The following is a 19573-nucleotide window of genomic DNA, read 5'->3' as shown; positions in this document are numbered from 1 at the left end:
CAAGTGTGAGTTAAGTTATTTGATAATTCTGTGGAAGTTCATATAAAATTAGTATAAAGTAAATTTCCTTTAACAAACAATAGTCAACAACCCGCCACTGATTCGGAGTACCGAATACAGTGGGGGTCTCCTGGAGGTATAGATGAATTACAGAGAACTATGACCAAACTCATCTTAATTACAGGCATAAGCAAAGGTCTAGGTTATGCTATGACCGAGAGGTTTATTCAAGAGGGGCATACTTTTATTGGTTGCGCTCGTTCATCAGCAGCTATCGAGAAACTAAGTCAGAAGTTTACTGCACCAAATGATTTTACAGTTGTAGACGTAAAAAAGGAACCGCAAGTAGAAAAATGGGCAAAAGACGTACTGAGTAAATATGAATCACCAGATATAGTCATCAACAATGCGGCAATTACGAATTACCCAGCACCTTTGTGGCAAGTACCTGCTGATGAATTCTCCGAGTTGATTGATATCAATATTAAAGGAGTATTTAATATAATCCACCATTTTGTTCCAGCAATGGTAAAAAACAAGCGTGGTATTATTGTCAACTTCAGTTCTGGTTGGGGACGTTCTACTTCTCCCGAAGTGGCACCTTACTGCGCTTCCAAGTGGGCAATTGAAGGATTAACTCGTTCTTTGGCACAAGAACTTCCTGCTGGCATGGCAGCTGTTCCTCTCAACCCAGGTATTATTCATACTGATATGCTCTCTATTAGCTTTGGAGAAGAAGCTGTTAATTATACACCAGTCTCCGATTGGGTATTGAAAGCTGTGCCATATATTCTCAACTTGAAACCTACAGATAACGGTATGCCCTTAACTGTCTCAATGTAAAAATTATTTCAATACAGGAGCGTAGTAAGTATGTGTATAAAAATGCGTTTGATGTTTCTGCGTTTGCGTAAAAATACGTTCATAACTTATAGTTAAGTAATTATACTACCGAGATGCTTAAGGATTTTTAAAACTCCAGATAAATTGTTGAGATGTTGCGATCGCGTGGCAAATAGATCGGAAGTACCATACTGTTTACCCAAAGTTTTGACAAACAAAAAGCTGCTACCGTTGGTGATCATGCCGTACAAAGGTTGCATTGGTTTGGGATGAACAGCCATGTAAGCTAATGTTTGGGGAATTGCTAACTCTACATCAAAGGTGGTCTTTTTTGACTCAATGAGAACAATCCACAATCTAGCTTGCAAAACTAAAACATCAATTCTTCCTCGTAAAATCTCTTCATTATCTCCCTGTGCTTCAATTTCAACGGATACCTCGGTTTGAAATCTGTAAGGTGCTTGATAAAAACCTGCAAGTTCCAGTAATGGTGAAAGAACGACCATTTTGATAGTTTCTTCTAAAAGACTGCCATAAGATATTTGATAGAGATAATTTTGTCGAACTTGTGCCAATCTTGTTTGCTCTGCTTCACTTAATGCAGGCAAATCAGCCATCCATTCGGTAAAAAATTGACTATTCTCACTTAGCGTTAACCCCAGTTTTTCCTCGACTTGGCGAAGGGTAGTAATTTTTTCTGCTATGGCTATGCTTGTGGTCATGGTTGAAATTATCTACTAGTTTAATATCACGATAATTCAATTGAGTAAGAAACGATCAATTATTGAAAAATAGCCATTTATCAGAATTGACCAGATGTCTACTGGTTCACCTTTTATTTTTGCAAGCCGCACATTCGTGACTTCTAGTCATGCGAGGTTCAAGAGGTTAGTCATGTGATTGCTCCAGTTGTTGTATGTGGATAAATAACTGTGTTGCAAAACTGGGAGGAACAGAATAGCCGATGATTGACCCAGCAGTGGCAGCTTGGGGTGGGAACTCGTACCAAGATGGAAAACCTTGTAAAATGGCTGCTGCTTGGATAGATAAGGACTTTACAGTGCCATTGGGTAGCCAAATATCAGCGAATTTGTTGCGGTTGCAGCCCTTGTGGTCGGTGAAATGCAATCGCAGTATGGTGTTTGCTGGTAGATGTCCTGGTTTGTATTTAGCTAATTTGCGTCCTCCAACCCGTTCTATAAGAAGTGGTGCGGGTTCGTTGGTTGCGAGAAATTGGCTCAAAGCTTGCTGTTGTCTAGACAGTAGTTGGGAATCGGGCATCGTAGGGATGAGGTGAGCGATCGCGCTATACCAACCGATTTGTTTAGATGTGGGTGGTAGCGTAATAGTTATATCCTGGCTGGCCACCAAGACTAAACGCCTCCGCGCCTGGGGTAGTTTGTAATCAGCCATGTTGACGACGCTGTAATTGACCCTATAAGCAAGGGATTCCAGGACATGGAGGATAATGGCGAAACTTTGACTATTGAGATAGCGTGGAACATTTTCTAAAGTAAAAATCCGTGGTTGTAGGTTTAGGATAGCAGCAGCTACTGCTTGCGCTGCCGATAGATCATCTGGAGTTTCTAGTGCCGCCCCCGCTTTGGCTGTGTGGGCTTGGCTGAAGTTGGCGCACACCGGGGAAGCGTGAAGATAGTCGGGTTGGGGAAAGCCCTGAAATCCTGATGCTGCTACTTCTTGTACTGTTTGCTGGATGACTTTGCAGCGGTACTCAGAGAAGTTGCAGTGGTGGGTTTGAGAGATCGCACGACTGAGTTTTGGTTTAGTCGGGTCATATTCCACCGCGATCGCCGGACGAATACCCGCTTGCAACATCCCAGCTTCTACGCCACCGCCCCCGGAGAATAGTACAACAGCGATTGGTGCATTGCCTGGAAGCTTTGGTTTACTTGGACTTTTGGTTTTGGCTCTTTTAATGAAGACGATGATTTCTTCTCTGGTCGCCCCCTGAAGTTGCATTGCCCGGATCATGGGGACTGCGCCACAGGAGATAGAGCCAATACTGCGTCCCTTCCAGACCCCGTTAACTTTCTCTTTCCAGTTGTATCCCCATCGCCAGTGTTTTGGGTTATTCGGGTCACGTTCACCAATGACGCGGGGGTAGAAAGCAGTTGAGCCATCTTGTAGCTTTTTGGTTTCCAAGTACGGATAGAGACATCCAACTGATTCCCTTGGTGAGGTTTTCACCTTTTTCTCTAAGAATTTTTCTGGTGTCGCGAATAGCATATTTCGGCAGTTTACTTAGTAATTCAACCGTTTTCTCCCAATGGCTTTTTAATCAATTTTTAGGAGCATTTTTAGGACGAAATCAGCATTAATTAAGCTCTAAAATCCTGATTTAATTATCAAACTTCCCCGCTTCATCTCCCCAAGATTATTAGGGGTTTGATTTTGGTATTTCGTGTAGAGTTTTTTAGATATCTGACCATGATTTTTCGAGTAGTATCCGAGAAACCGGTGATTTGACATAACACTCAGACATTCACCCGTACTAATTCTCTGGTGTTTGGACTAAAACAGGCGATCGCTAAGTTTGCGAGACTGAGGCGGTCGTCTTTTGTTTTTGCTGCATTTAATCTATCACACATATACACACATCTATAAGTATGTATATAATTAAATCTGCTTGAATATATGTGTAGGTGTTGATATGGTTAAAACGCTAGTGGCAAAAGATTATCGAGTTAAGCCAGGAACATGGGGCGAAAGCAAGCAACGGGTTCAAATCATGTTGACCCCGACAGCGATTGAGCTTGTTGATGCTGTAGCTGAAAAAATGGAACTAACTAGAGCAGAAGTAATCGAGAGGTTGATTCGTTCTCAATGTCTTCACGTCGAAACTTTAAAAGAGATTGTAGGAGATGACAACTAAAAATCCTTTTAATACTCGTCAACGACTGTTCAGCTAGAGGTCGAAATATGAACAAACCACCCTCGAAGCGTAAAAAAGTCACCTCCCGAACTCCAAAGAATCCAGATGTACTGTCCCAGGATCATCAGGATTTAGTGACTATTGAGGTGACGGCTGTAGAAGTGGAGGAATTGACCCAGGAAGAACAGCGCGATCTCCTGCACTTGGAACGCAAAGTGGAAAGAGCGGTTTTTGAAGCTGGTAAGGCGCTGATGGAGTTGCGCGATTGCCTCCGGCACTGGCGAAGCCAATCGCAGACTTTACCGTTCAACGCATTCAACCTTTGAGGAGTATTGCAAGAACAGGTTTGGGTTTGAGCGTCGTCATCCTTATAGATTAATCGAAGCTTCGGTTGTATTTGATAACTTGATGAAAATGTGTCCAATTTGGACACAAAACGAAATTGAAGATGATCCTGCTACAGTTAACTCTGATCAGCAACAAATCTTGCCTACCAGCGAAGGACAAGTCCGTCCCCTCACGAAGCTTGAACCCCAACAACAGCAATTCGTATGGCAGACCGCAGTAGAGGAAGCTGGCGGTAAAGTGCCTAGTGGCAGAATCGTGAAAGATGTAGTGCAGCGAATTATGGAACGTACCAAAGTCCCCAATACTTACCAAGTTGGCGAAGTCTGTCAAATTCTAGCTAAAGACAATCCTGATCTACGTGGTAAAGGCGGTTGCTGGTGCATAGTCACGGCAATCAATGCAACTGTTTGATAAAATCCCCGGTACATCAAAGCTAGGGGCTAACGAACGAACTATCCGTGAATTCTTGAGCGATAAACATGGTAGTCATATCATTCCACGCTCCCAAGGTGGGTCAAATGGTGCTGACAACATTGTATGGGAAGTGGGTGTTGATAATTTTCGTCGCGGTGCTGAAGTAATGACTGTGGGGGAACAGTTGTATATTCGGGTTTACAATGCAGTAGATTCTATCATCAGTAATTCTGGTACTATTGCTAGGCTGGGGATCACTGCCACAGGAGCAGCTATTCTCACCCAAGTTGTAGTGACAGCAATTTGCTACTCCTTGGATCTTTACCGAGGTGATATTACTGTTGAAGAATATAAAAATTTAATTGTAGAAACCGCAAAGACAGCAGGTATCGCTACACCAATTGTTTTTCTGGTCTTAGTGGCTGTATTAGCGTTATTCCCAGAATTTACGGTTGTGTTGTCAGCACCAGTGGTTGTTGCAGGTTTTAATGCCCTATTTGGGATGAGTATTGCGATGCCAATTGTCCAATCTCTACTTCGTCATGTCCAAGCTGGTGGTTTTGGTGAGGAAGCATCTGAGGCTTACAGGAATACGTTAGGCGGCTCTGCTTCTGCATCTGTTTGAGTAGTGATCACTTATTGAAAAATACTCATTCATCAGAATTTACCAGCTAGAAATTTAAAGCAAAATATTAGTCACAAAGGTCACTTAGCTGAGGAATTTGCCAACGGTATCCGCTGACAAGTGTTGTGCAGGACAGCATCTAGGTATTGATTATAGCCAGGCTTACCCAGTTCAGTAAATTCGGGATGATCCGCAAAATGATCCATATAAAATAACCAGATACGGGATAAATCGGCTTCAATAGTCAGTTTTTGCTTGAGTTCCTGCAATCGGTCGATGTTCATGTTCGGATATTGATTAAGTGGGACGTGGGACGAACAGACAGCATTGTTAAAATCTAACATGAGCATATCTTTACTCGGAATTATAGGTCATTAGTTTAGCTTTTACCCTACTCCTGAGTAGGAAATCGCCTGTTCATTCAAAACCAATGAACTAGAACATGTTTTAGCTCAGTTTGAGCAAGTAATACATAAAAAAGCGCTTTGTTAAGAGCAAGGCGCTTTTTTATTAGAATGCTACGCAAAAACTAACGAAAATAAAGATTCAAAATCATGACTAACAACGTGGTAATTGTTCCTCCCTCTCCTCAAAGTCTAGCCGAGTTTGCTGATTTATTGGAAATTGAAGAAATCCTGAAAATTGATAGTGTTTTGCCTTGGCTATTAGCAAACGGGTTCGACTACGACGATGCGTATGTTTATGCAGAAGTCATTGATGAATGTACAAGTATCGACCAAGTGTACGATTCAGAATTGGTAAATTTTCATGATTTACCAGATGTAGAAAAATCCAAAATGGAGCGAATTTTGAAAGTATTCTTCTTGTAGGTAATATCAATGAAACTGAGCTACGACCAAAAAACAGGTAAATTTGTTGTGTCAGAATTAGGACGCATTATAGATTCGGATCATGATTTTGACAAAATTGGTGTCAGACATGGATTTATTGCTCCAACGAAATTAAAGTCAGCACTATTAGGGAAAAAGGCTGCATTATTCGTTCCGATACAATGGAATGATGGAGATAACCCTTCCGTGAACAAGTTAAAAGTTCAGCGAAATTTTATCCCGATTCAAGAATGCAATCTTGACCCTTACGAAGTTCATCCTTCCATAAAAGCCACCGACATAGATAATTGTCCTACAGAAGCCATCATTGCGATGAACGAGGATAACGGAGTGTTAGTCGCTGTTTTGAGTAAGTAATCATCAATAACGCTACGCGAAAATCAACGAGATTTCAGTGATTAGTTAATGCCCAAACACAAACCAAAGCTTGTGAAACGTCCCATTAAGCTACAAAAAAATGGCACAAACAAGATAATTTATCGTGCTATTAGAGATATCCACCAACTAAAAAATAATCATCAGCTTGGGACAGCAACAATCAATCATCAATCCCAAATAGTTCGTAACCAAGGGACTTATTGGGTAATTGTTTAGCTGCATTCGGATTCTGGCGTTTAAGTGAACGCTGGTTTTAGTCTGTGCAGATACAAATTTTGCGTAGTTGTTTAAATATAAACGCTACGCGAAATTTGAGTGAAAAAATTAATTACCAACTAACTAAAATGGTACAAGCAATTGCAAATGAAGCATTTCTGAATGATGCTGTAATTGAACGTTACAACTTTTCTAAACTCAATAAAACTCGGATTCGGCTGACGATAAAGCTGAAGAAAACCACGAAAAGCAATTCGCCTCGTTGGACTGATGTTTTAAAGGCTGAAGGCGAAGAATCAGACTTAATCAAAGTTAAATCTTCCGAAGTAGGTTTGCGAGGTATAAAAGTATTCAAAGCTTTGGACGAAGCAGCATCTCAATTGCGACAGGAAATTGCTTCTGTTCAGGAGTGGATGACTGCTGATAATGGCGACTGGATTTGTCCGATTGACCTCGCACCTCTGGTATGGAGTCAGTTGCTCAATATTCGGGATGTCATTGCACCAACACTCCGCGATGGACTCAAAGAGTCATACACAGAGGGATTGGCTGATTACCAAGAACGCATCGAAAACTTCATATCGCTGAATGTCTGGGAACTGCCTCAAGACAAACAAGAGGAAGTCAAAGCAAACTTACTCAAGGCATTCCCCATTTTGCCTGAGTTAGAGGATTATTTGCAAGTTGTGATTGGTCGTCCGGTGATTATCCCAGCTTTGTCCGAACAACTGAACCAACAACAAGCTGAGTGCTTGCAACAAATTACTCAGTTTATCCAACAGTATGACCAAAACCTGGAGGAACGGTTGCGGGAGTCTGCGATCGCCGGTGGAGAACAACTAGCCGCACAATTGCTCGAAGAGTTAGCTGATTGGGAACCGGGACGTAAGCCCGTGCAATTCAAACGCAAGATGGAGAAGCATCTTCAGAAAGTGCGGGTGCTGCTGGCGAATGCTAGTCCCGAAGCTGGCGGTAGTTTGCAAGAGATGATGCAGCACCTAGACTCCATTGTGAGTGATGAAGCGATTACCCAAAAGAATCTAGGTTCAGAAGGGCGATCGCAACTCCAGCAGAAGATGGATGCAATCTACTTGAGGGGGCGACAAAAATGGTAAAAGTATTACTCCCAGAGGGATTGAAGTAACAGACCCTCTCAAAAAAAACGGTTCTTATTGACAATACTATGTGGTTATTAGACAGCTAATTAAGAGGGACAGTTTGATGGTAAAAAAGAATGGTCTCGTCAAATTAACAAGACCCGAAATAAATGTTACCCTCATTCTATCAACCAATCCTATCCAAGTACCTCAGCCGTACACAATTAATTACTCTAAAAATGCTGGTATGGTTGCTACAAAGTCAGAAACAAGTAAAAATAGAAAGATTGGCTGCTACTATACCTTTACCAATACAACAAAATAGCCGTCGTCGTCACTTACAAAGATTTCTCAAATCGAATGCGTTGAGTGTAGTGCTACTATGGTTTCCCATTATTGAAGAAATATTATCACGTCTAATCAAACCCAAATCACAATTGATTATTGCCCTGGATAGAACCCAATGGAAAGACAATAATATTTTGATGGTGAGCGTGATTTATCAAAAAAGGGCATTGCCAATATATTGGTGTTTACTTAACAAAGATGGTTGCAGTAACCTGCAAGAACAACAAAAGGTATTACGCCCGGTAATCCGGCTCTAGAAACATTATCAATTAGTGGTGATTGGGGATAGAGAATTTCATGGGATTGAATTAGCCAGTTGGTTGCACCGTCAAGGTTTAAAGTATGTTTTTCGACAAAAAAAGGACACTACTTTTCGGAAAAAAAGGCAAGATTTTCAACCGCTACATACGATTCCACTTTCTCCCGGTGACCGCCGATTTTATCCCGATGTCAATCTCACACAAAATAAAGGGTTTGGTCGTTGTAATTTAGCAGTTTATTGGAAACGAAAATATCGTGGCAAACAAGAGAAAGAGCCTTGGTATTTATCAACTAATCTGACAGATGTATCAACGACTGTCAAAATATATGGTCAACGTTTTGGGATTGAGGCTATGTTTAAAGACTGTAAAACTGGTGGCTATAATCTAGAAGGTTCTCAAGCTTCTCCTGATAGGCTTGTCCGTCTGATTTTATTAATTGCTATAGCAATGACTTCTGCATGGTTACAAGGTCAAAAAAACTCAATTTTCTAGACAACAATCTTATGTCTGTCGTCCAAGTGATTTGAACAGAAACAGAAAAAGACATAGTGCTTTCTGGATAGGCTTATACGGATACAATTGGATAATTTCGCTGAATGGGTGTCAGGATTTGGTCTTGGAAATGATGGCTGCCGTTCGCAATAAGCAGGCATTTTATCAGCAGGGGGTGATGGCTATGATGCTTATACAGCAGCCTCTTTAACTTCTTTGTCGCCCCCTCAAGTTATCAACTTATGTCTATTGGTGGATTACGCAGTCAATCACACGGGCGATCGCGGAAAAGTCCCGTACTGTTCGCTTGCCAATTCATATCACCGAACAACTCAACAAAATTAAAAAAGTACAGCGAGAACTGTTTCAGAAACTTGGTCGTCCGGCCAGTATTACAGAAATTGCTGAAACTTTAAACTTACAACCAAGCCAGATTAGAGATTTTCTCAGCACCTCTCGTCAGCCAATTTCTTTAGATGTCAAGGTCGGAGATAATCAAGACACAGAACTTAATGCACTTTTGCCAGATGGAGGCATATCTCCCAACGAGCATATCACCCAAGAACTTCTGCGCCAAGATTTGAATAGTTTATTAGCATCCCTCAAACCAACACAGCGTGAAGTATTAATTTTGCGCTTTGGATTAGAGAACGATCAAGAACTGACTTTGGCTCAAATTGGCGAGAAAATGAATGTCAGTCGAGAACGAGTTCGTCAAATCCAGCAGCAAGCAATCACTGTTCTACGCCGTCAACAACCTGAAATTGAACAATATTTATTTTCTTGAACAAGAGGGATAATTCAGATGGGGATTCGTCCCCACCTGAACAAGAACTGGTTTATTACTATTCGGTTCTGCTTTTTATAGCGTATAATATCTTTTAAAAACTATCATCGGCAAAGGTATCTATAGATGGGCTAAAGATTTGAAGTGATGGGTGGAAATTTAATCTTGCTGGGTAATTATCTGTTTGTGATACTTCAATTTTAATTATCTGCTGTTCTTTTTCATCAAAAAGCAACTGGGTTTGATAATTTGTCCAGAACTGTTCACCTAGTTCATCTTCTAAATCAAAAAGCTGTTCTTCATCACCCCAGATATTCGACCAAAAAGTTATCTTATTAGCCCGAAAATGATTTTGACCTTTTGTATCTCCAACTACAAAACATACGTCAATATTTAAATCAAACCCCAACTCATCTACTTCAGTTCCTGCTATCTGACAACTAACCACGATTAAGGTATCTGGATTGACATTCACTACCTGTTCTTGGCGTTTTAATAATTATTGTAATACAAAGTCAGGTAGCAATTTGGAACTTTCTTCAATAGCATTTTTTTGAGTTTCGGGCGAATAATGGTTTTTTAATGCTTGCGTTATTGAATTCAACAGATATTCAGTTCCTAAATTGAAAATTATCTTTTTATTTATAGTGTTAATGGAACATCCTTGATTAAGATTAATATGTTTTTTAATTGCCATAATTCTCTAAAATTGTGTTAATGTAAGTAGCTTATCAACGAATTAATTTAATTGCGATCAACTTGGACTTTAAAATCGCTATAAGTTATAGATATGTGGAGAAAATTTTGTTTGAAACATCTAGACAAATGGATTTATTTCCAGCTAGAATTTTCCTTTCAGAGGTTAATTTTTACTCTAAATACAAAATATAATACCCCAGCGAATAATCAATATTACTACAAATCGGTGGAAAAGCCAAGCTTATACTTAGACCATCACTTGAAATTTATTGAGTAAATCTGTGCGTCTAGCTTTATGTAACATTTCAATAATTGCTGTTTTAAGTTGATTTTTATTCCTGCCATAAGGAGCCTTTAAATCATTTTCAATAAACTCTTCTAATGTTAATTGGCTGGATATTTCCAGCCTGTAAATCATCAAATTTACTTGCGTTTTATGCTGGGTTTGAGTAGTTTTAACTTGTGGTTCTTGTTCAGAAATAAAAGTACGAGAATCACGGTCATAACCCGAATAATTTGTCAATTCAGGCATAGGAAACCATTGATTATAAGTTCCGTGAAAAATTGCTCTTTTTACAGGTGATTGGCGACATATTGCCTTGATTTCGTCAGAAGTTAAGCGTTTGTCGTTGGGAATAATGTGCGCTCTCAAGACTTGCTCTGATGCCGATATTTCGTTTTCAGCAACAATGACAATAGGCGTAAAAATTGACTTTTCTCCACCATCAAAGCCAATGCCTGAATTGTGAGCGTTTTGAGAAATTCCCCAAATTTTGATTCCACGAGAATCACCAGAACTGCTATAACCAACCATCTTAGATTTGACCCAATTCAAGGCTCCTTTGACATTAGTAAGGGTTTTATTCGTAGCTGCTATCTCATTAAATATTAGCAGCTTTAAGCCTGTACCCGCATCAAATTTGTCATAAGCTTGAAAGCACCTTTGAACCCATTCGTAAACCTGTACTGGATCGTGGGTGCAAATATTTAAACGAAATAGATAATCAACCCGTCCTTGAAAATATCCAGTTTCTTTGGGATCATCTTTGGGATCAATGAAAAATATTGTGCAGTTAGAATGAAGTTTTTTTACCCATTCCAGGGCATTGCTGACAAAATAATCCTTCCCTACTCCTGGCACACCAATGATTAAAGAATTTTTCAATACCTCTGCCATCTTTTTGGCTAGGTCTGGTATATCTTGTTGAAACGTGACTACATGAGTTTGGTTTGGGGGCATTGGGTTTTTCTCATTCGATTGAGCGCTCATGCCGAAGCCAGAACGAGATTGGAGAAGACCATTCGGGTTATTGGGGATGGGATTATCCTTTAAAGATAAGGAAGAATGTGGATTAAAAAGTAATCCTTTGGGGCTAAACTTTTGCTGCATTTCCAAAAAGTTTAAGGCATCCGTGCTAGGACTATAGCTATTGTTTACTGCCCACTGCACTTGTTTGAGAACTTCTTCATCCCCTACTTGTTTGCGGAAGTCCCGAAAATCTTGTCCTTTGAGAACATGAGCAACGCAGCCGTATTCATTAATAGCAATCTCATTCCGATTAGTTTTTTGGGTGCGTTGCCACGCCGAATAAAAACTATAAGCAGCGACTAAAACCCCACTAGGAAGAAAACCAGTACCGGAAGCAACAAACAACCCCGCAATTATTCCTCCAATGATGATGAATTGGGAGTTATTGCTGTCCACTGATTGCGTGGCTATATTCTGCCATTCTTGGGGTGTGAGTTGGCGAGAATTAGGGTTGAATGCAGACATCATTTCAATTACCAAAAATGTAAAACACAACTAATCCGATCAAGGCACACACTACTATTTGCTTATTTTTTAGTCGTAATCCGCACCAAAAATGTAAAATTTTTTGACCTAAGTTTGGCTGCCAAGGGGCTTTGACTTTCATCCTACCTCCGTGAATTAACCAATGGGCAAAGGGACAAAGCGGCAGAACATCACTTCCTAATTTCTCGTTCCCCAAATTTGTGTAACCAATCCCGGTATGATGAATGGAATATCGGTTGTATTTTGATTTGTAGCGGCCAATCCGCATCCAGGGAAACATTGAGCATCGGTTGTGGCAAGCACGTAGCCAATCTTTGTGTTTTGCTCTCCACTCCTGAGAATTGATGTAGGAATGATATTGAGATGGAGTTAAAGATTCTCTCATAATTTTCATGTTTTAACGTGAATGAGCCGCCTTCATGTAGTAAGCTATTTCACCCAACCAGAACAAAAACCTGATAATTAACTCAACTCCGAATAAAGTTGCTAAAAGCAAGAACACGTTTGCCCAAATAATTTGGTTCCACTGCCCAGAGACTAAGATAAACATTAATCTGCCGAAACCACCATTTACAGGAGGATAAACAACGGTACAAATTAAGAAATCTACTGCGTAAACAAACAGTGAAAGAGTTCTGGCTTTGGTAATCGTTAGTGTAGGGAAGTTATTGTACCAACGCTTCAATGCTATCAAAGTCGGGTCATCACCATCACGTTCCGCAAACTTTTCTGAAGATTGCAACTCCTTGATAATGGTTTTCATGAAAACGCGATCGCGCTTGAGAATGACTGGAAATACTTCAATGGTTTGGATAGTCACCCAGACAATTAATCCTACAAACCAATGGAAGGCCAAACCTATAGTTCTCGCCAAACCGTTGATTATGGGTATGGTGTTCACCAGTTGCAGTAAAGCATTGTCTTTAACTATGCCAATTTCGGTAGCAATTTTCACAACTTCCGCATAGGGCTGAATGTTGAGAAACGCAAACCAAAGTCCCACTGCGACGGCAAACCAATAGAGAATTTTCATGAATGTCCTGGCATTATTCCGGTCGCCCTTTTTTGTTTGAGTCATAATTATTGGGTTGAAATAGTGTCTAGAATTTCGTTGAGGTTGTAGATGGAATTTTCTGGTTCATCGCTGACATCAACTTCTGGCATGGCTTCAAAGCCAGCACTAATAGCATCTCTACATTCAGCTTCACTGGTAGCCAAGCCCAATCCAAAATCCAGTTCTAATGCAGCTTGTTTTGCTTGCTGCTGATAGCAATTGTTAGGGTTGTTACTCATTTCAGGTTAGGTAGAGCGTAATTTTTATTGAATTCTTGTCGCACGTTAGCAATTAATTCTTGATTGCCAGTGAAAGCGATCTCTCCTGTAACTGGCTGGTTTTCTCCTTTAATAATCACAGCCGTATTCCCATTAGCATCACAGACAACTGTGCCAATCGGTAAAGGCACATTCCGCACATGATCAATGACCGGCTCTCCCTCTGATAAAGAAGTGAACGAATCAGGATTATTCATGGCCACAACCATCACGCAACCATCCCGATAACGTTGTTCAGCAATTTCTGCTTGGGCTTGGGCTGCTTGTTGTGAAGCTCTCAGTTTCCATTCTTGGGTGGAATTTTTTCTAACTGCTTGTTGGATTTCCCCCATCGTCGAAATATTGGATTTGATATTGGGGGCTGATATAGACAAGAAAATACATCCTAAGAAAAAGAACACAGCCGTCATAGGGTGGCGATTGAGATAGTTCATGAATTGGTTGTTTTCAAACCGCTTGAGTTGAGCCGATATTTGCTCAGTAAATTCTGAGCTACCCGCCTCGTATCTTGGATGGTCTTGGGCTTTTTTTCCTTTGCTCCCACCTCCTGCAAGAAAGCATCAGGGTCAAAATCCAAACTACAAGCTGTTGTAGTTTCCATAATCTGGGGTTGTGCGGCTTGGTTATTAATACCGTAGGTCGCCAAAATTTCTTTGACTGTCTCTGGATTATTTAACAGCGACATCAAAGCTATTCTCTCTGCGGCTTGTTGGTTGGCTTGGTCTAAAGTTTTAGCATCTAAATCCCGCAGAGTCTGCTGATAAATATCCTGGGTCAACTCATGAGTAATTACCGCTTTAGCCACAGCTTCAGCAGATTTAATTTCTAATACTCCCCGGAATACTTCAGGATGAATATCTATAGCTTGCTCATTAGCCATAGATGTAGCTAATTCCTCGACTTTAGCAACATCCAATGCACCCCCATAAGCATTAATCGCAGCTTGGAGTATAGCGAAAGTATTTTCCAGCTTCTCCAAAATCCCCTCACCAAATTCATTGGCATTGTGGTCAATTTGCTTGTCGCTTTCACTCAGCTTTTTCAGGGCAGTAGTAATTTGTTCTGGGGAATAACCGGCACTGTTGAAATGTCCAAAAATTTCTTCTTTGGTAAATGTGGCCTGTGCAGCTAACTGGTTTTTTGATTGGTTTCCCAATTCAAATACTTGTTCTAATTGCTCAATTACAGTATCGGAAAATTTATCTGCATCAGGTTTAATCTTAGTGTCGTATTTACTCAACTTTTGTAAGGCATCCAAGATTTGTTCTTGAGTGTATTGTGTGAAATGCTTAAATAGTTGGTCTTTGGTGATCATATTTAGCTATCCAATTATCAAACTGTTGGCGAGTGAGTTGAGTTTGTTGTTTTTTCAGATACTCCTTAACCTTTTCGTTATTGGCTTTATACCCCAATACAAAGCCTTGCTTCAGTGCATAGATAGTTGTCAGAATAAATCTCTGATAATTATCGAGATGAGTGCGGTCACATTGGTAATCTTGAAGGATCAGCCATACCATTTTGATTATTTCCGATTCCCATCGCCAATGGGAATTTAAGCTTGAGTTTGTTATCAATAGGCAACCAAACCGAGAGGGCTATGCAATTGAGTACGAAGACGAAACCCAGGGTTTGATGATCATCGAAACTCAACTGCATGGTTCACGCTTGGCAGAAGGTCAACGGTTGATTTATGTTGATGGCATTGCCTCTGCACCTTGGAATCGTGAGATGATCCAACGTCCACCAAATTATAAAGGTGTTGGTACTGCTCTATTAAGCTTTGCTAGAACCGGTAGTCTAGAACTGGGTTATAACGGTAGAGTAGGTTTACACTCATTACCAGGGTCCGAAAAATTTTATGATCTCCAAGGCATGATTGATGTGGGAGAAGATGAAGATTACGATGACTTGATTTATTTTGAGTACGGAATTTGGCGTTCTTCTACATGAGGGGTTAAGTAAATGAATCAGCACGAATTTAATGAAAATCAAAATAACCCTGGTCAACATAACCAAGTAAACCCAATGGATTTGTTACTTGATGAGGAATGTTTAGGGCAAGCTGTGGAAGCTGAGGAGCTTGTCGGCGGTAATATTGGTGCTGGATTAAATTGGGGAAGTGCATTTGACGACCTCATGCTTAACTTTGAACTAATGGGGCGTTTCACAACCTTACGGATTTCCCTGAATAAAGAAGTCCGTTTGCTACTTAATGACTGGAATTTAGGTACAGCGACAAAAATAGCCGTTAAAACAGCAAGAGCAAGAATACTTGAAAAATTGAGATTGCCCACAGCAAAAGTAAGACAATCTCTAATTTTGGCGCTAAGAAATGATGAACTTTATGGTGAGGAGTTCATATCTAATAAGAAAATATTACGCGAGTTGTTAGAGTTATTATTGACACCGCAAGATTGGGAAACTATTGCCGCAGTAGCAGCAGATTCGCTCAAGCAGCAAATCATTCATCAAGCGGTTGGCGAAAAAATATCAGCATAAAACATGATCGCACCGACACCAGAACAACAAATTTTTATGCAAGATGATGTTTCTACTCGCCTGCATCATTTGGCTGAACACCTGGAGCAAGTTCAGTTTTTGTGGACTGAGACATCATCCCAGGATTTGATGATGCCTCTGGTAAAAGAAAGTCGTTACTTTCTTGAGTGGACTGTTCCCGACATGGTGAAAGCTGACAATATTGACCGAGCCGCAGAGTTGGTTGATTTAGGTCGGGTTTTGACTCATTGGCTATTTCATTGGGACAACATTTGGTCAGATGCTGAACAAAAGCGAGTTGCACAAGGACAAACTCAAGATTGGTTGCATCGGGTTTCGGAAATAGCTGATACAGAGCCAGAAGCACTGAGCGCTTAATTTCCACGATTTTACTTTTTAAACCATTGCTCCATTCGCCAAATTTGACAGTACCCAAACCTAACTGTTTCGTTACTCGCAATCGCACTAAAGGAGTACGCCGAACCACCCAGCCCAATTACCATACCTGCCATCAATCCAAAAGCAAATCTTTTCACTCTTCACTTCCCAAACAAGCACCCAATAAAGCGCTCCCTAGAAATCCAGAGAATGCTACCGCCATGCCGCCCAGACAAACATTTTTCTGAGCTTGCCAATCATGCCCCCGGAGTATTGTGGGTCTGGAGTTATTGTCAATAATTTCAAAACCCCAACAACCCAAAGCTGCTACACCTAAGAATCCGGTGATCACAATTGAATAAAGTGCAATTGTTGCCAGAGATTGGTTAACAAAATTGTGCGTTTTTCGCTTCATTGTGCGTCGTCTCCTGGTGATTACTTCTACTTTTGCAATGCGTTCTAAATGCTCTACTTGGGTTAGTTGGTGGGTGATTTTGTTCATAGTTTTCAAGTGTTAGAAAAAATAAAGACAGTATGAAACTGCCTTTGGGAATCGTTGTTATACAACGCTCACATCAAAATCAAGGGACTGAACAAAATTATCTAAAAGGCACTTACGAATTGATTTGTGCCAAATTCTGCGTTCGCCATCCCAAGCAAACTTAGCTTTACTCGCTTTATGACGGTCTTCGTAGCTCACCAGTGCTTTGATTTCCACTATCGGTGATTGAGCTAGGGCGATCGCATCATTTACCAACTTTGATACATTTTTGTGACGATTAAAACACTCGACCAACAACCGAACATCATCTGCTGCGCGGTGGACAGTGCTAATTCCAATCCCCAGCCAAAGGGCGAGGTCAGTCAGCTTGTAACCGCCATGTGAATTTATGCTGTGGTAGCCCCAATCAAAATCACGCATTGCACATAGCCAGGGCTGATTGATTAAATCCGGGAAGAATTGATTAACCACGCCAGAATCAAATTCGGCATTAAAAGCAACTCCATAATCAGCGATCGCGGACATTTCTCGCAGAAGTGCAAGCGAGGGCTGATAAATGGGATGTGCTGCCTGGGTTAATTCTGGGCAAATCCCATTGATCGCCTGGGCGCTATTTGCTTCAACTGGAATCAAACTTGAAACACTGGCGATCGCTCCCGAATACTCCTCAACTTGGTAGAGCGTGGCAGAAATTTCGCAGGGTGTGTTTTCGTTGTCTGCGGTTTCGGTGTCTATTATGAGTAGCTTCATCAGATTTTCCCACTTGTAAATATTGGGCTATTGGAAAAAGAAAGACAGCTTAAAACGGGAGCAACGCGATTTTGTGAGGTTGGTGCGATCGCTAATAAATAAATTTAAGCACTTAGTATTTTTAATACCTGAAAGGCAAGTGGTAGGCAGGACAAAAAATCTTTTGAATGAATGTCAAAAGGTTATTGGTAAAGAGATAGAGTGATTGGTTTAAAAAATATTGGCGCTCAATCGCTTACATTTAGTATTTATTATGACAATTATTCCGGTTAACTTGAGATTACTGTATAAAATATATCAAGCAGTTCTGGGTTTAATAAAGGAATTAAATATAGAATCACAAAAATTATCCCAAGTTTTAGCTATCCATTGACATCGAAGATGTAACATGATTTCGGCATGATTTTTCAGCCAAAACTTACTGTTACCTTTCATGCGTAAATTAACAACTTGACGAATTAAACTTTCAACCGCGCCACTGCCAAGAGGGAGCTTTTGAGATGCAACTTCGTTATATTTTAAAAGTCTCCGTCGGTAAGCTTTTAAAATATAATTTCTCTCTCGGACTAAAATTTTTAGACGTTCCCCGGTCGCTCCATGAATAAATTCATTCATGTTTCTGATTAAACCTAATGCCTGACCTTTCTTTAAAGTTTTTCGCGCCTTCTTAAACCATTGTTGGCGTTCATCTTTTGTGCTAAATGCAGCATCAGCGAAGTCTTGTAAATGTGATGCCGCGTGATAAAAATCTAATAACTGATAAGTTTGATTTGGGCAGTTTAATTTTTTTAATAACGGAGGGATATGTATCCATATCCATTCTGCACCATCCGCAATTAATAAAACCTGTTTTGCCTGACTAATGCCTAAATTAACCAAGTACATCTCTAACATTTGTAAAAATCCTTCAAATCCTGAGTAAGTCCCATCGTTAGTAATAGGAATCTCGCCATTCTTAATTTTTTCACCTTGCTCATTTACCACATAAATAGTTAATAATTTAGGCTCAACCCATTCTCCTGTATAGCCTACACGGTTAGTCTTAAGCTTAGGCCTACCTTTATTATTGATCCGAATTCGGGTACGACCACCGTCTACAGCGATGACAACACGCTGGTCTTTAAGAATATTAGTTGTCGGTAAATTGCCAACCTCTAAACTGTTTATTTTCGATTGACGTAAATTTATGCCAATTTTACCAAAGTAATATGTTAGCCATTCTATGCGTTTTAGGCTGATATTTATGCCCCAATCTATTAGTGTTGTACGCGCTGCTTCAAAAGAGCCAGCAATTGCACCATATTGGGCAATCTTCGAGAAAACACCAGGGGTTAAACCCTCGGACATTCCTAAATATCTTAAGAATGGGCAAAATCCTTCATTTAAGATTTTTTGATTTTTCTTTGGTTGAGTTGAACGTTCAACTACATAAGGTAATTTTAAACTTACTTCTACGTTACCAATTGTTAATATTTGGCGCTTTTTGCAACCATGTTTTTGCGTGTTAGTCTGCCACCATCCTTGTGTCTCCTGCATTGCTTTATCCAAAAACTCTTCAGATTTTGACAGCTTATGCAGTAACAAAGCTGTACATTCTCCTGCTAAAACTAATGCAGATTCTCTAATTTTTTCCTCTCGTTCCTTGAAAACGCGTCCATCCCATTCTGATATATTCGTTAATTCTAAAAGTTTCGTAACTTTTTCTTGAAACTGTCCTAAAGATTTGTTTAAATCGAAGCTAGAATATATACTATTTTTCATTCTGTGTAGGCACTCCCTGTTTTGATGTCAGATATCAAAACCTTTACTATTTGGGAATCCTACCTTTTTTTGCCCAAAAAACGAGTCCTATTTATCTCCTCGAATGGAAACAGGAATTTACTCCAGTGTTATTACTGCTTTAATTGTATAAATATGTTAAATATACTAAAATATAGTTTTTAGCGATCGCTTGTTTTCCCCCCGACCTCACAAAATCGCGTTGCTCCCGCTTAAAACTGCCTTTCTAAAATAGGTTGATAAGTTCAGTTAATTAGTCGCAATCTTTTAATACTTCTGTCGTG

The 19573-nt window shown here is 40.2% G+C and carries 28 protein-coding genes and 1 pseudogene; 15 read left to right on the top strand and 14 right to left on the bottom strand.

Annotation, left to right across the window (positions count from 1 at the left end; translation table 11 throughout):
- The first annotated feature begins 159 nt into the window (after nt 1-159).
- On the top strand, nt 160-843 hold the full coding sequence (locus NSP_RS10045; protein WP_006198503.1) for an SDR family oxidoreductase: 684 nt from the start codon (nt 160-162) through the stop codon (nt 841-843).
- 92 nt (nt 844-935) lie between these two features.
- Here NSP_RS10045 and NSP_RS10040 read toward each other — a convergent pair whose 3' ends face one another.
- Both NSP_RS10040 and NSP_RS10035 read right to left on the bottom strand, forming a co-directional pair.
- Complete coding sequence (locus NSP_RS10040) at nt 936-1565, bottom strand: type I restriction enzyme HsdR N-terminal domain-containing protein (RefSeq protein WP_006198501.1); 630 nt, start codon at nt 1563-1565, stop codon at nt 936-938.
- Nucleotides 1566-1731: 166 nt separating this feature from the next.
- Nucleotides 1732-3090 (bottom strand): DNA cytosine methyltransferase, encoded by a 1359-nt coding sequence (locus NSP_RS10035; RefSeq protein ID WP_017804028.1) that lies wholly within the window; start codon nt 3088-3090, stop codon nt 1732-1734.
- 424 nt (nt 3091-3514) lie between these two features.
- On the opposite strand from NSP_RS10035, the gene NSP_RS10030 reads away from it, so the two are divergent.
- The 4 genes from NSP_RS10030 to NSP_RS10020 all read left to right on the top strand — a co-directional run bounded on the left by NSP_RS10030 (nt 3515) and on the right by NSP_RS10020 (nt 5123).
- Nucleotides 3515-3736 (top strand): hypothetical protein, encoded by a 222-nt coding sequence (locus NSP_RS10030; protein ID WP_006198499.1) that lies wholly within the window; start codon nt 3515-3517, stop codon nt 3734-3736.
- 47 nt (nt 3737-3783) lie between these two features.
- Nucleotides 3784-4062 (top strand): hypothetical protein, encoded by a 279-nt coding sequence (locus NSP_RS26865; protein ID WP_006198498.1) that lies wholly within the window; start codon nt 3784-3786, stop codon nt 4060-4062.
- 82 nt (nt 4063-4144) lie between these two features.
- Nucleotides 4145-4495 carry a hypothetical protein gene (locus NSP_RS26860; RefSeq protein ID WP_006198497.1) on the top strand — a complete coding sequence of 117 codons (351 nt, stop codon included), beginning with the start codon at nt 4145-4147 and terminating at the stop codon, nt 4493-4495.
- On the top strand, nt 4482-5123 hold the full coding sequence (locus tag NSP_RS10020; protein ID WP_006198496.1) for a hypothetical protein: 642 nt from the start codon (nt 4482-4484) through the stop codon (nt 5121-5123). The genes NSP_RS26860 and NSP_RS10020 overlap by 14 nt, the downstream gene beginning before the upstream one ends.
- A gap of 80 nt (nt 5124-5203) precedes the next feature.
- On the opposite strand, the gene NSP_RS10015 is transcribed toward NSP_RS10020, so the two are convergent.
- Nucleotides 5204-5407 carry a hypothetical protein gene (locus tag NSP_RS10015; RefSeq protein ID WP_017804027.1) on the bottom strand — a complete coding sequence of 68 codons (204 nt, stop codon included), beginning with the start codon at nt 5405-5407 and terminating at the stop codon, nt 5204-5206.
- Between the two features lie 270 nt (nt 5408-5677).
- Between NSP_RS10015 and NSP_RS10010 the strand changes: the two genes are divergently transcribed.
- The 7 genes and pseudogenes from NSP_RS10010 to NSP_RS09980 form a co-directional block, all read left to right on the top strand.
- Nucleotides 5678-5953 carry a hypothetical protein gene (locus tag NSP_RS10010; protein WP_006198494.1) on the top strand — a complete coding sequence of 92 codons (276 nt, stop codon included), beginning with the start codon at nt 5678-5680 and terminating at the stop codon, nt 5951-5953.
- Between the two features lie 9 nt (nt 5954-5962).
- Nucleotides 5963-6331, top strand: a complete 369-nt coding sequence (locus NSP_RS10005) for a hypothetical protein (protein ID WP_006198493.1) — start codon at nt 5963-5965, stop codon at nt 6329-6331.
- A 48-nt stretch (nt 6332-6379) separates the two neighbouring features.
- Nucleotides 6380-6568, top strand: a complete 189-nt coding sequence (locus tag NSP_RS10000) for a hypothetical protein (protein ID WP_006198492.1) — start codon at nt 6380-6382, stop codon at nt 6566-6568.
- A 128-nt stretch (nt 6569-6696) separates the two neighbouring features.
- Nucleotides 6697-7683 (top strand): hypothetical protein, encoded by a 987-nt coding sequence (locus tag NSP_RS09995; RefSeq protein ID WP_231859570.1) that lies wholly within the window; start codon nt 6697-6699, stop codon nt 7681-7683.
- 152 nt (nt 7684-7835) lie between these two features.
- Nucleotides 7836-8270: a hypothetical protein gene (locus NSP_RS26525; RefSeq protein ID WP_006197214.1), complete on the top strand. Its 435-nt coding sequence runs from the start codon at nt 7836-7838 to the stop codon at nt 8268-8270.
- 15 nt (nt 8271-8285) lie between these two features.
- Nucleotides 8286-8768 carry a transposase gene (locus NSP_RS26520; RefSeq protein ID WP_006198490.1) on the top strand — a complete coding sequence of 161 codons (483 nt, stop codon included), beginning with the start codon at nt 8286-8288 and terminating at the stop codon, nt 8766-8768.
- 220 nt (nt 8769-8988) lie between these two features.
- Nucleotides 8989-9555: pseudogene (locus NSP_RS09980) on the top strand (sigma-70 family RNA polymerase sigma factor); the annotation flags it as partial.
- Nucleotides 9556-9649: 94 nt separating this feature from the next.
- On the opposite strand, the gene NSP_RS09975 reads toward NSP_RS09980, so the two are convergent.
- The 8 genes from NSP_RS09975 to NSP_RS09935 form a co-directional block, all read right to left on the bottom strand.
- Nucleotides 9650-10030, bottom strand: a complete 381-nt coding sequence (locus NSP_RS09975) for a hypothetical protein (protein WP_006197211.1) — start codon at nt 10028-10030, stop codon at nt 9650-9652.
- Nucleotides 10031-10501: 471 nt separating this feature from the next.
- Nucleotides 10502-12031: a hypothetical protein gene (locus NSP_RS09965; RefSeq protein WP_231859569.1), complete on the bottom strand. Its 1530-nt coding sequence runs from the start codon at nt 12029-12031 to the stop codon at nt 10502-10504.
- 1 nt (nt 12032) lies between these two features.
- The gene (locus NSP_RS09960) at nt 12033-12434 is read right to left on the bottom strand and encodes a hypothetical protein (protein ID WP_231859568.1); all 402 of its coding nucleotides are present in this window, start codon (nt 12432-12434) and stop codon (nt 12033-12035) included.
- Between the two features lie 12 nt (nt 12435-12446).
- The gene (locus tag NSP_RS09955) at nt 12447-13127 is read right to left on the bottom strand and encodes a hypothetical protein (RefSeq protein WP_231859567.1); all 681 of its coding nucleotides are present in this window, start codon (nt 13125-13127) and stop codon (nt 12447-12449) included.
- 2 nt (nt 13128-13129) lie between these two features.
- Nucleotides 13130-13342, bottom strand: coding sequence for a hypothetical protein (locus tag NSP_RS09950; RefSeq protein ID WP_006197206.1), 213 nt, complete (start codon nt 13340-13342; stop codon nt 13130-13132).
- Nucleotides 13339-13815 carry a hypothetical protein gene (locus NSP_RS09945; protein ID WP_006197205.1) on the bottom strand — a complete coding sequence of 159 codons (477 nt, stop codon included), beginning with the start codon at nt 13813-13815 and terminating at the stop codon, nt 13339-13341. Before NSP_RS09945 ends, NSP_RS09950 begins: the two co-directional genes overlap by 4 nt.
- A complete protein-coding gene (locus tag NSP_RS09940) occupies nt 13812-14696 on the bottom strand; it encodes a hypothetical protein (protein WP_006197204.1) in 885 nt (294 codons plus the stop codon). Before NSP_RS09940 ends, NSP_RS09945 begins: the two co-directional genes overlap by 4 nt.
- Nucleotides 14671-14898, bottom strand: a complete 228-nt coding sequence (locus NSP_RS09935) for a hypothetical protein (protein WP_006197203.1) — start codon at nt 14896-14898, stop codon at nt 14671-14673. The genes NSP_RS09940 and NSP_RS09935 overlap by 26 nt, the downstream gene beginning before the upstream one ends.
- On the opposite strand from NSP_RS09935, the gene NSP_RS09930 reads away from it, so the two are divergent.
- The 3 genes from NSP_RS09930 to NSP_RS09920 are packed head-to-tail and all read left to right on the top strand — an operon-like array spanning nt 14885 to nt 16258.
- The gene (locus NSP_RS09930; protein WP_231859592.1) at nt 14885-15331 is read left to right on the top strand and encodes a hypothetical protein; all 447 of its coding nucleotides are present in this window, start codon (nt 14885-14887) and stop codon (nt 15329-15331) included. The genes NSP_RS09935 and NSP_RS09930 overlap by 14 nt on opposite strands.
- Before the next feature lie 12 nt (nt 15332-15343).
- The gene (locus NSP_RS09925; protein WP_006197201.1) at nt 15344-15880 is read left to right on the top strand and encodes a hypothetical protein; all 537 of its coding nucleotides are present in this window, start codon (nt 15344-15346) and stop codon (nt 15878-15880) included.
- Nucleotides 15881-15883: 3 nt separating this feature from the next.
- Nucleotides 15884-16258, top strand: coding sequence for a hypothetical protein (locus NSP_RS09920; protein ID WP_006197200.1), 375 nt, complete (start codon nt 15884-15886; stop codon nt 16256-16258).
- 154 nt (nt 16259-16412) lie between these two features.
- On the opposite strand, the gene NSP_RS09915 is transcribed toward NSP_RS09920, so the two are convergent.
- The 3 genes from NSP_RS09915 to NSP_RS09905 form a co-directional block, all read right to left on the bottom strand.
- A complete protein-coding gene (locus tag NSP_RS09915; protein WP_006197198.1) occupies nt 16413-16760 on the bottom strand; it encodes a hypothetical protein in 348 nt (115 codons plus the stop codon).
- Nucleotides 16761-16817: 57 nt separating this feature from the next.
- A complete protein-coding gene (locus NSP_RS09910) occupies nt 16818-17510 on the bottom strand; it encodes a 3'-5' exonuclease (RefSeq protein ID WP_006197197.1) in 693 nt (230 codons plus the stop codon).
- Nucleotides 17511-17807: 297 nt separating this feature from the next.
- Entirely contained in the window at nt 17808-19271 is a 1464-nt protein-coding gene (locus NSP_RS09905) for an ISLre2-like element ISNspu1 family transposase (protein WP_006197196.1), read from the bottom strand.
- Between the last annotated feature and the right edge of the window lie 302 nt (nt 19272-19573).

Origin of the sequence: Nodularia spumigena CCY9414, from assembly GCF_000340565.2 — a bacterium.
GTDB classification, from domain to species: Bacteria; Cyanobacteriota; Cyanobacteriia; order Cyanobacteriales; family Nostocaceae; genus Nodularia; species Nodularia spumigena.
This window is presented reverse-complemented; position numbering and strand designations above follow the sequence as displayed.

Bases quoted from the DNA above. Each gene is read 5' to 3' on its own strand.
- NSP_RS10045 (WP_006198503.1), top strand. From the start codon at position 160: ATGACCAAACTCATCTTAATTACAGGCATAAGCAAAGGTCTAGGTTAT.
- NSP_RS09915 (WP_006197198.1), bottom strand. From the start codon at position 16,760: ATGAACAAAATCACCCACCAACTAACCCAAGTAGAGCATTTAGAACGC.
- NSP_RS10040 (WP_006198501.1), bottom strand. From the start codon at position 1,565: ATGACCACAAGCATAGCCATAGCAGAAAAAATTACTACCCTTCGCCAA.
- NSP_RS10005 (WP_006198493.1), top strand. From the start codon at position 5,963: ATGAAACTGAGCTACGACCAAAAAACAGGTAAATTTGTTGTGTCAGAA.
- NSP_RS09965 (WP_231859569.1), bottom strand. From the start codon at position 12,031: ATGATGTCTGCATTCAACCCTAATTCTCGCCAACTCACACCCCAAGAA.
- NSP_RS26860 (WP_006198497.1), top strand. From the start codon at position 4,145: ATGAAAATGTGTCCAATTTGGACACAAAACGAAATTGAAGATGATCCT.
- NSP_RS09925 (WP_006197201.1), top strand. From the start codon at position 15,344: ATGAATCAGCACGAATTTAATGAAAATCAAAATAACCCTGGTCAACAT.
- NSP_RS10010 (WP_006198494.1), top strand. From the start codon at position 5,678: ATGACTAACAACGTGGTAATTGTTCCTCCCTCTCCTCAAAGTCTAGCC.
- NSP_RS09960 (WP_231859568.1), bottom strand. From the start codon at position 12,434: ATGAGAGAATCTTTAACTCCATCTCAATATCATTCCTACATCAATTCT.
- NSP_RS10035 (WP_017804028.1), bottom strand. From the start codon at position 3,090: ATGCTATTCGCGACACCAGAAAAATTCTTAGAGAAAAAGGTGAAAACC.
- NSP_RS09920 (WP_006197200.1), top strand. From the start codon at position 15,884: ATGATCGCACCGACACCAGAACAACAAATTTTTATGCAAGATGATGTT.
- NSP_RS09955 (WP_231859567.1), bottom strand. From the start codon at position 13,127: ATGACTCAAACAAAAAAGGGCGACCGGAATAATGCCAGGACATTCATG.
- NSP_RS09945 (WP_006197205.1), bottom strand. From the start codon at position 13,815: ATGAACTATCTCAATCGCCACCCTATGACGGCTGTGTTCTTTTTCTTA.
- NSP_RS09950 (WP_006197206.1), bottom strand. From the start codon at position 13,342: ATGAGTAACAACCCTAACAATTGCTATCAGCAGCAAGCAAAACAAGCT.
- NSP_RS10030 (WP_006198499.1), top strand. From the start codon at position 3,515: ATGGTTAAAACGCTAGTGGCAAAAGATTATCGAGTTAAGCCAGGAACA.
- NSP_RS26525 (WP_006197214.1), top strand. From the start codon at position 7,836: ATGTTACCCTCATTCTATCAACCAATCCTATCCAAGTACCTCAGCCGT.
- NSP_RS09995 (WP_231859570.1), top strand. From the start codon at position 6,697: ATGGTACAAGCAATTGCAAATGAAGCATTTCTGAATGATGCTGTAATT.
- NSP_RS09940 (WP_006197204.1), bottom strand. From the start codon at position 14,696: ATGATCACCAAAGACCAACTATTTAAGCATTTCACACAATACACTCAA.
- NSP_RS10020 (WP_006198496.1), top strand. From the start codon at position 4,482: ATGCAACTGTTTGATAAAATCCCCGGTACATCAAAGCTAGGGGCTAAC.
- NSP_RS26865 (WP_006198498.1), top strand. From the start codon at position 3,784: ATGAACAAACCACCCTCGAAGCGTAAAAAAGTCACCTCCCGAACTCCA.
- NSP_RS09905 (WP_006197196.1), bottom strand. From the start codon at position 19,271: ATGAAAAATAGTATATATTCTAGCTTCGATTTAAACAAATCTTTAGGA.
- NSP_RS10015 (WP_017804027.1), bottom strand. From the start codon at position 5,407: ATGAACATCGACCGATTGCAGGAACTCAAGCAAAAACTGACTATTGAA.
- NSP_RS09910 (WP_006197197.1), bottom strand. From the start codon at position 17,510: ATGAAGCTACTCATAATAGACACCGAAACCGCAGACAACGAAAACACA.
- NSP_RS09935 (WP_006197203.1), bottom strand. From the start codon at position 14,898: ATGGTATGGCTGATCCTTCAAGATTACCAATGTGACCGCACTCATCTC.
- NSP_RS10000 (WP_006198492.1), top strand. From the start codon at position 6,380: ATGCCCAAACACAAACCAAAGCTTGTGAAACGTCCCATTAAGCTACAA.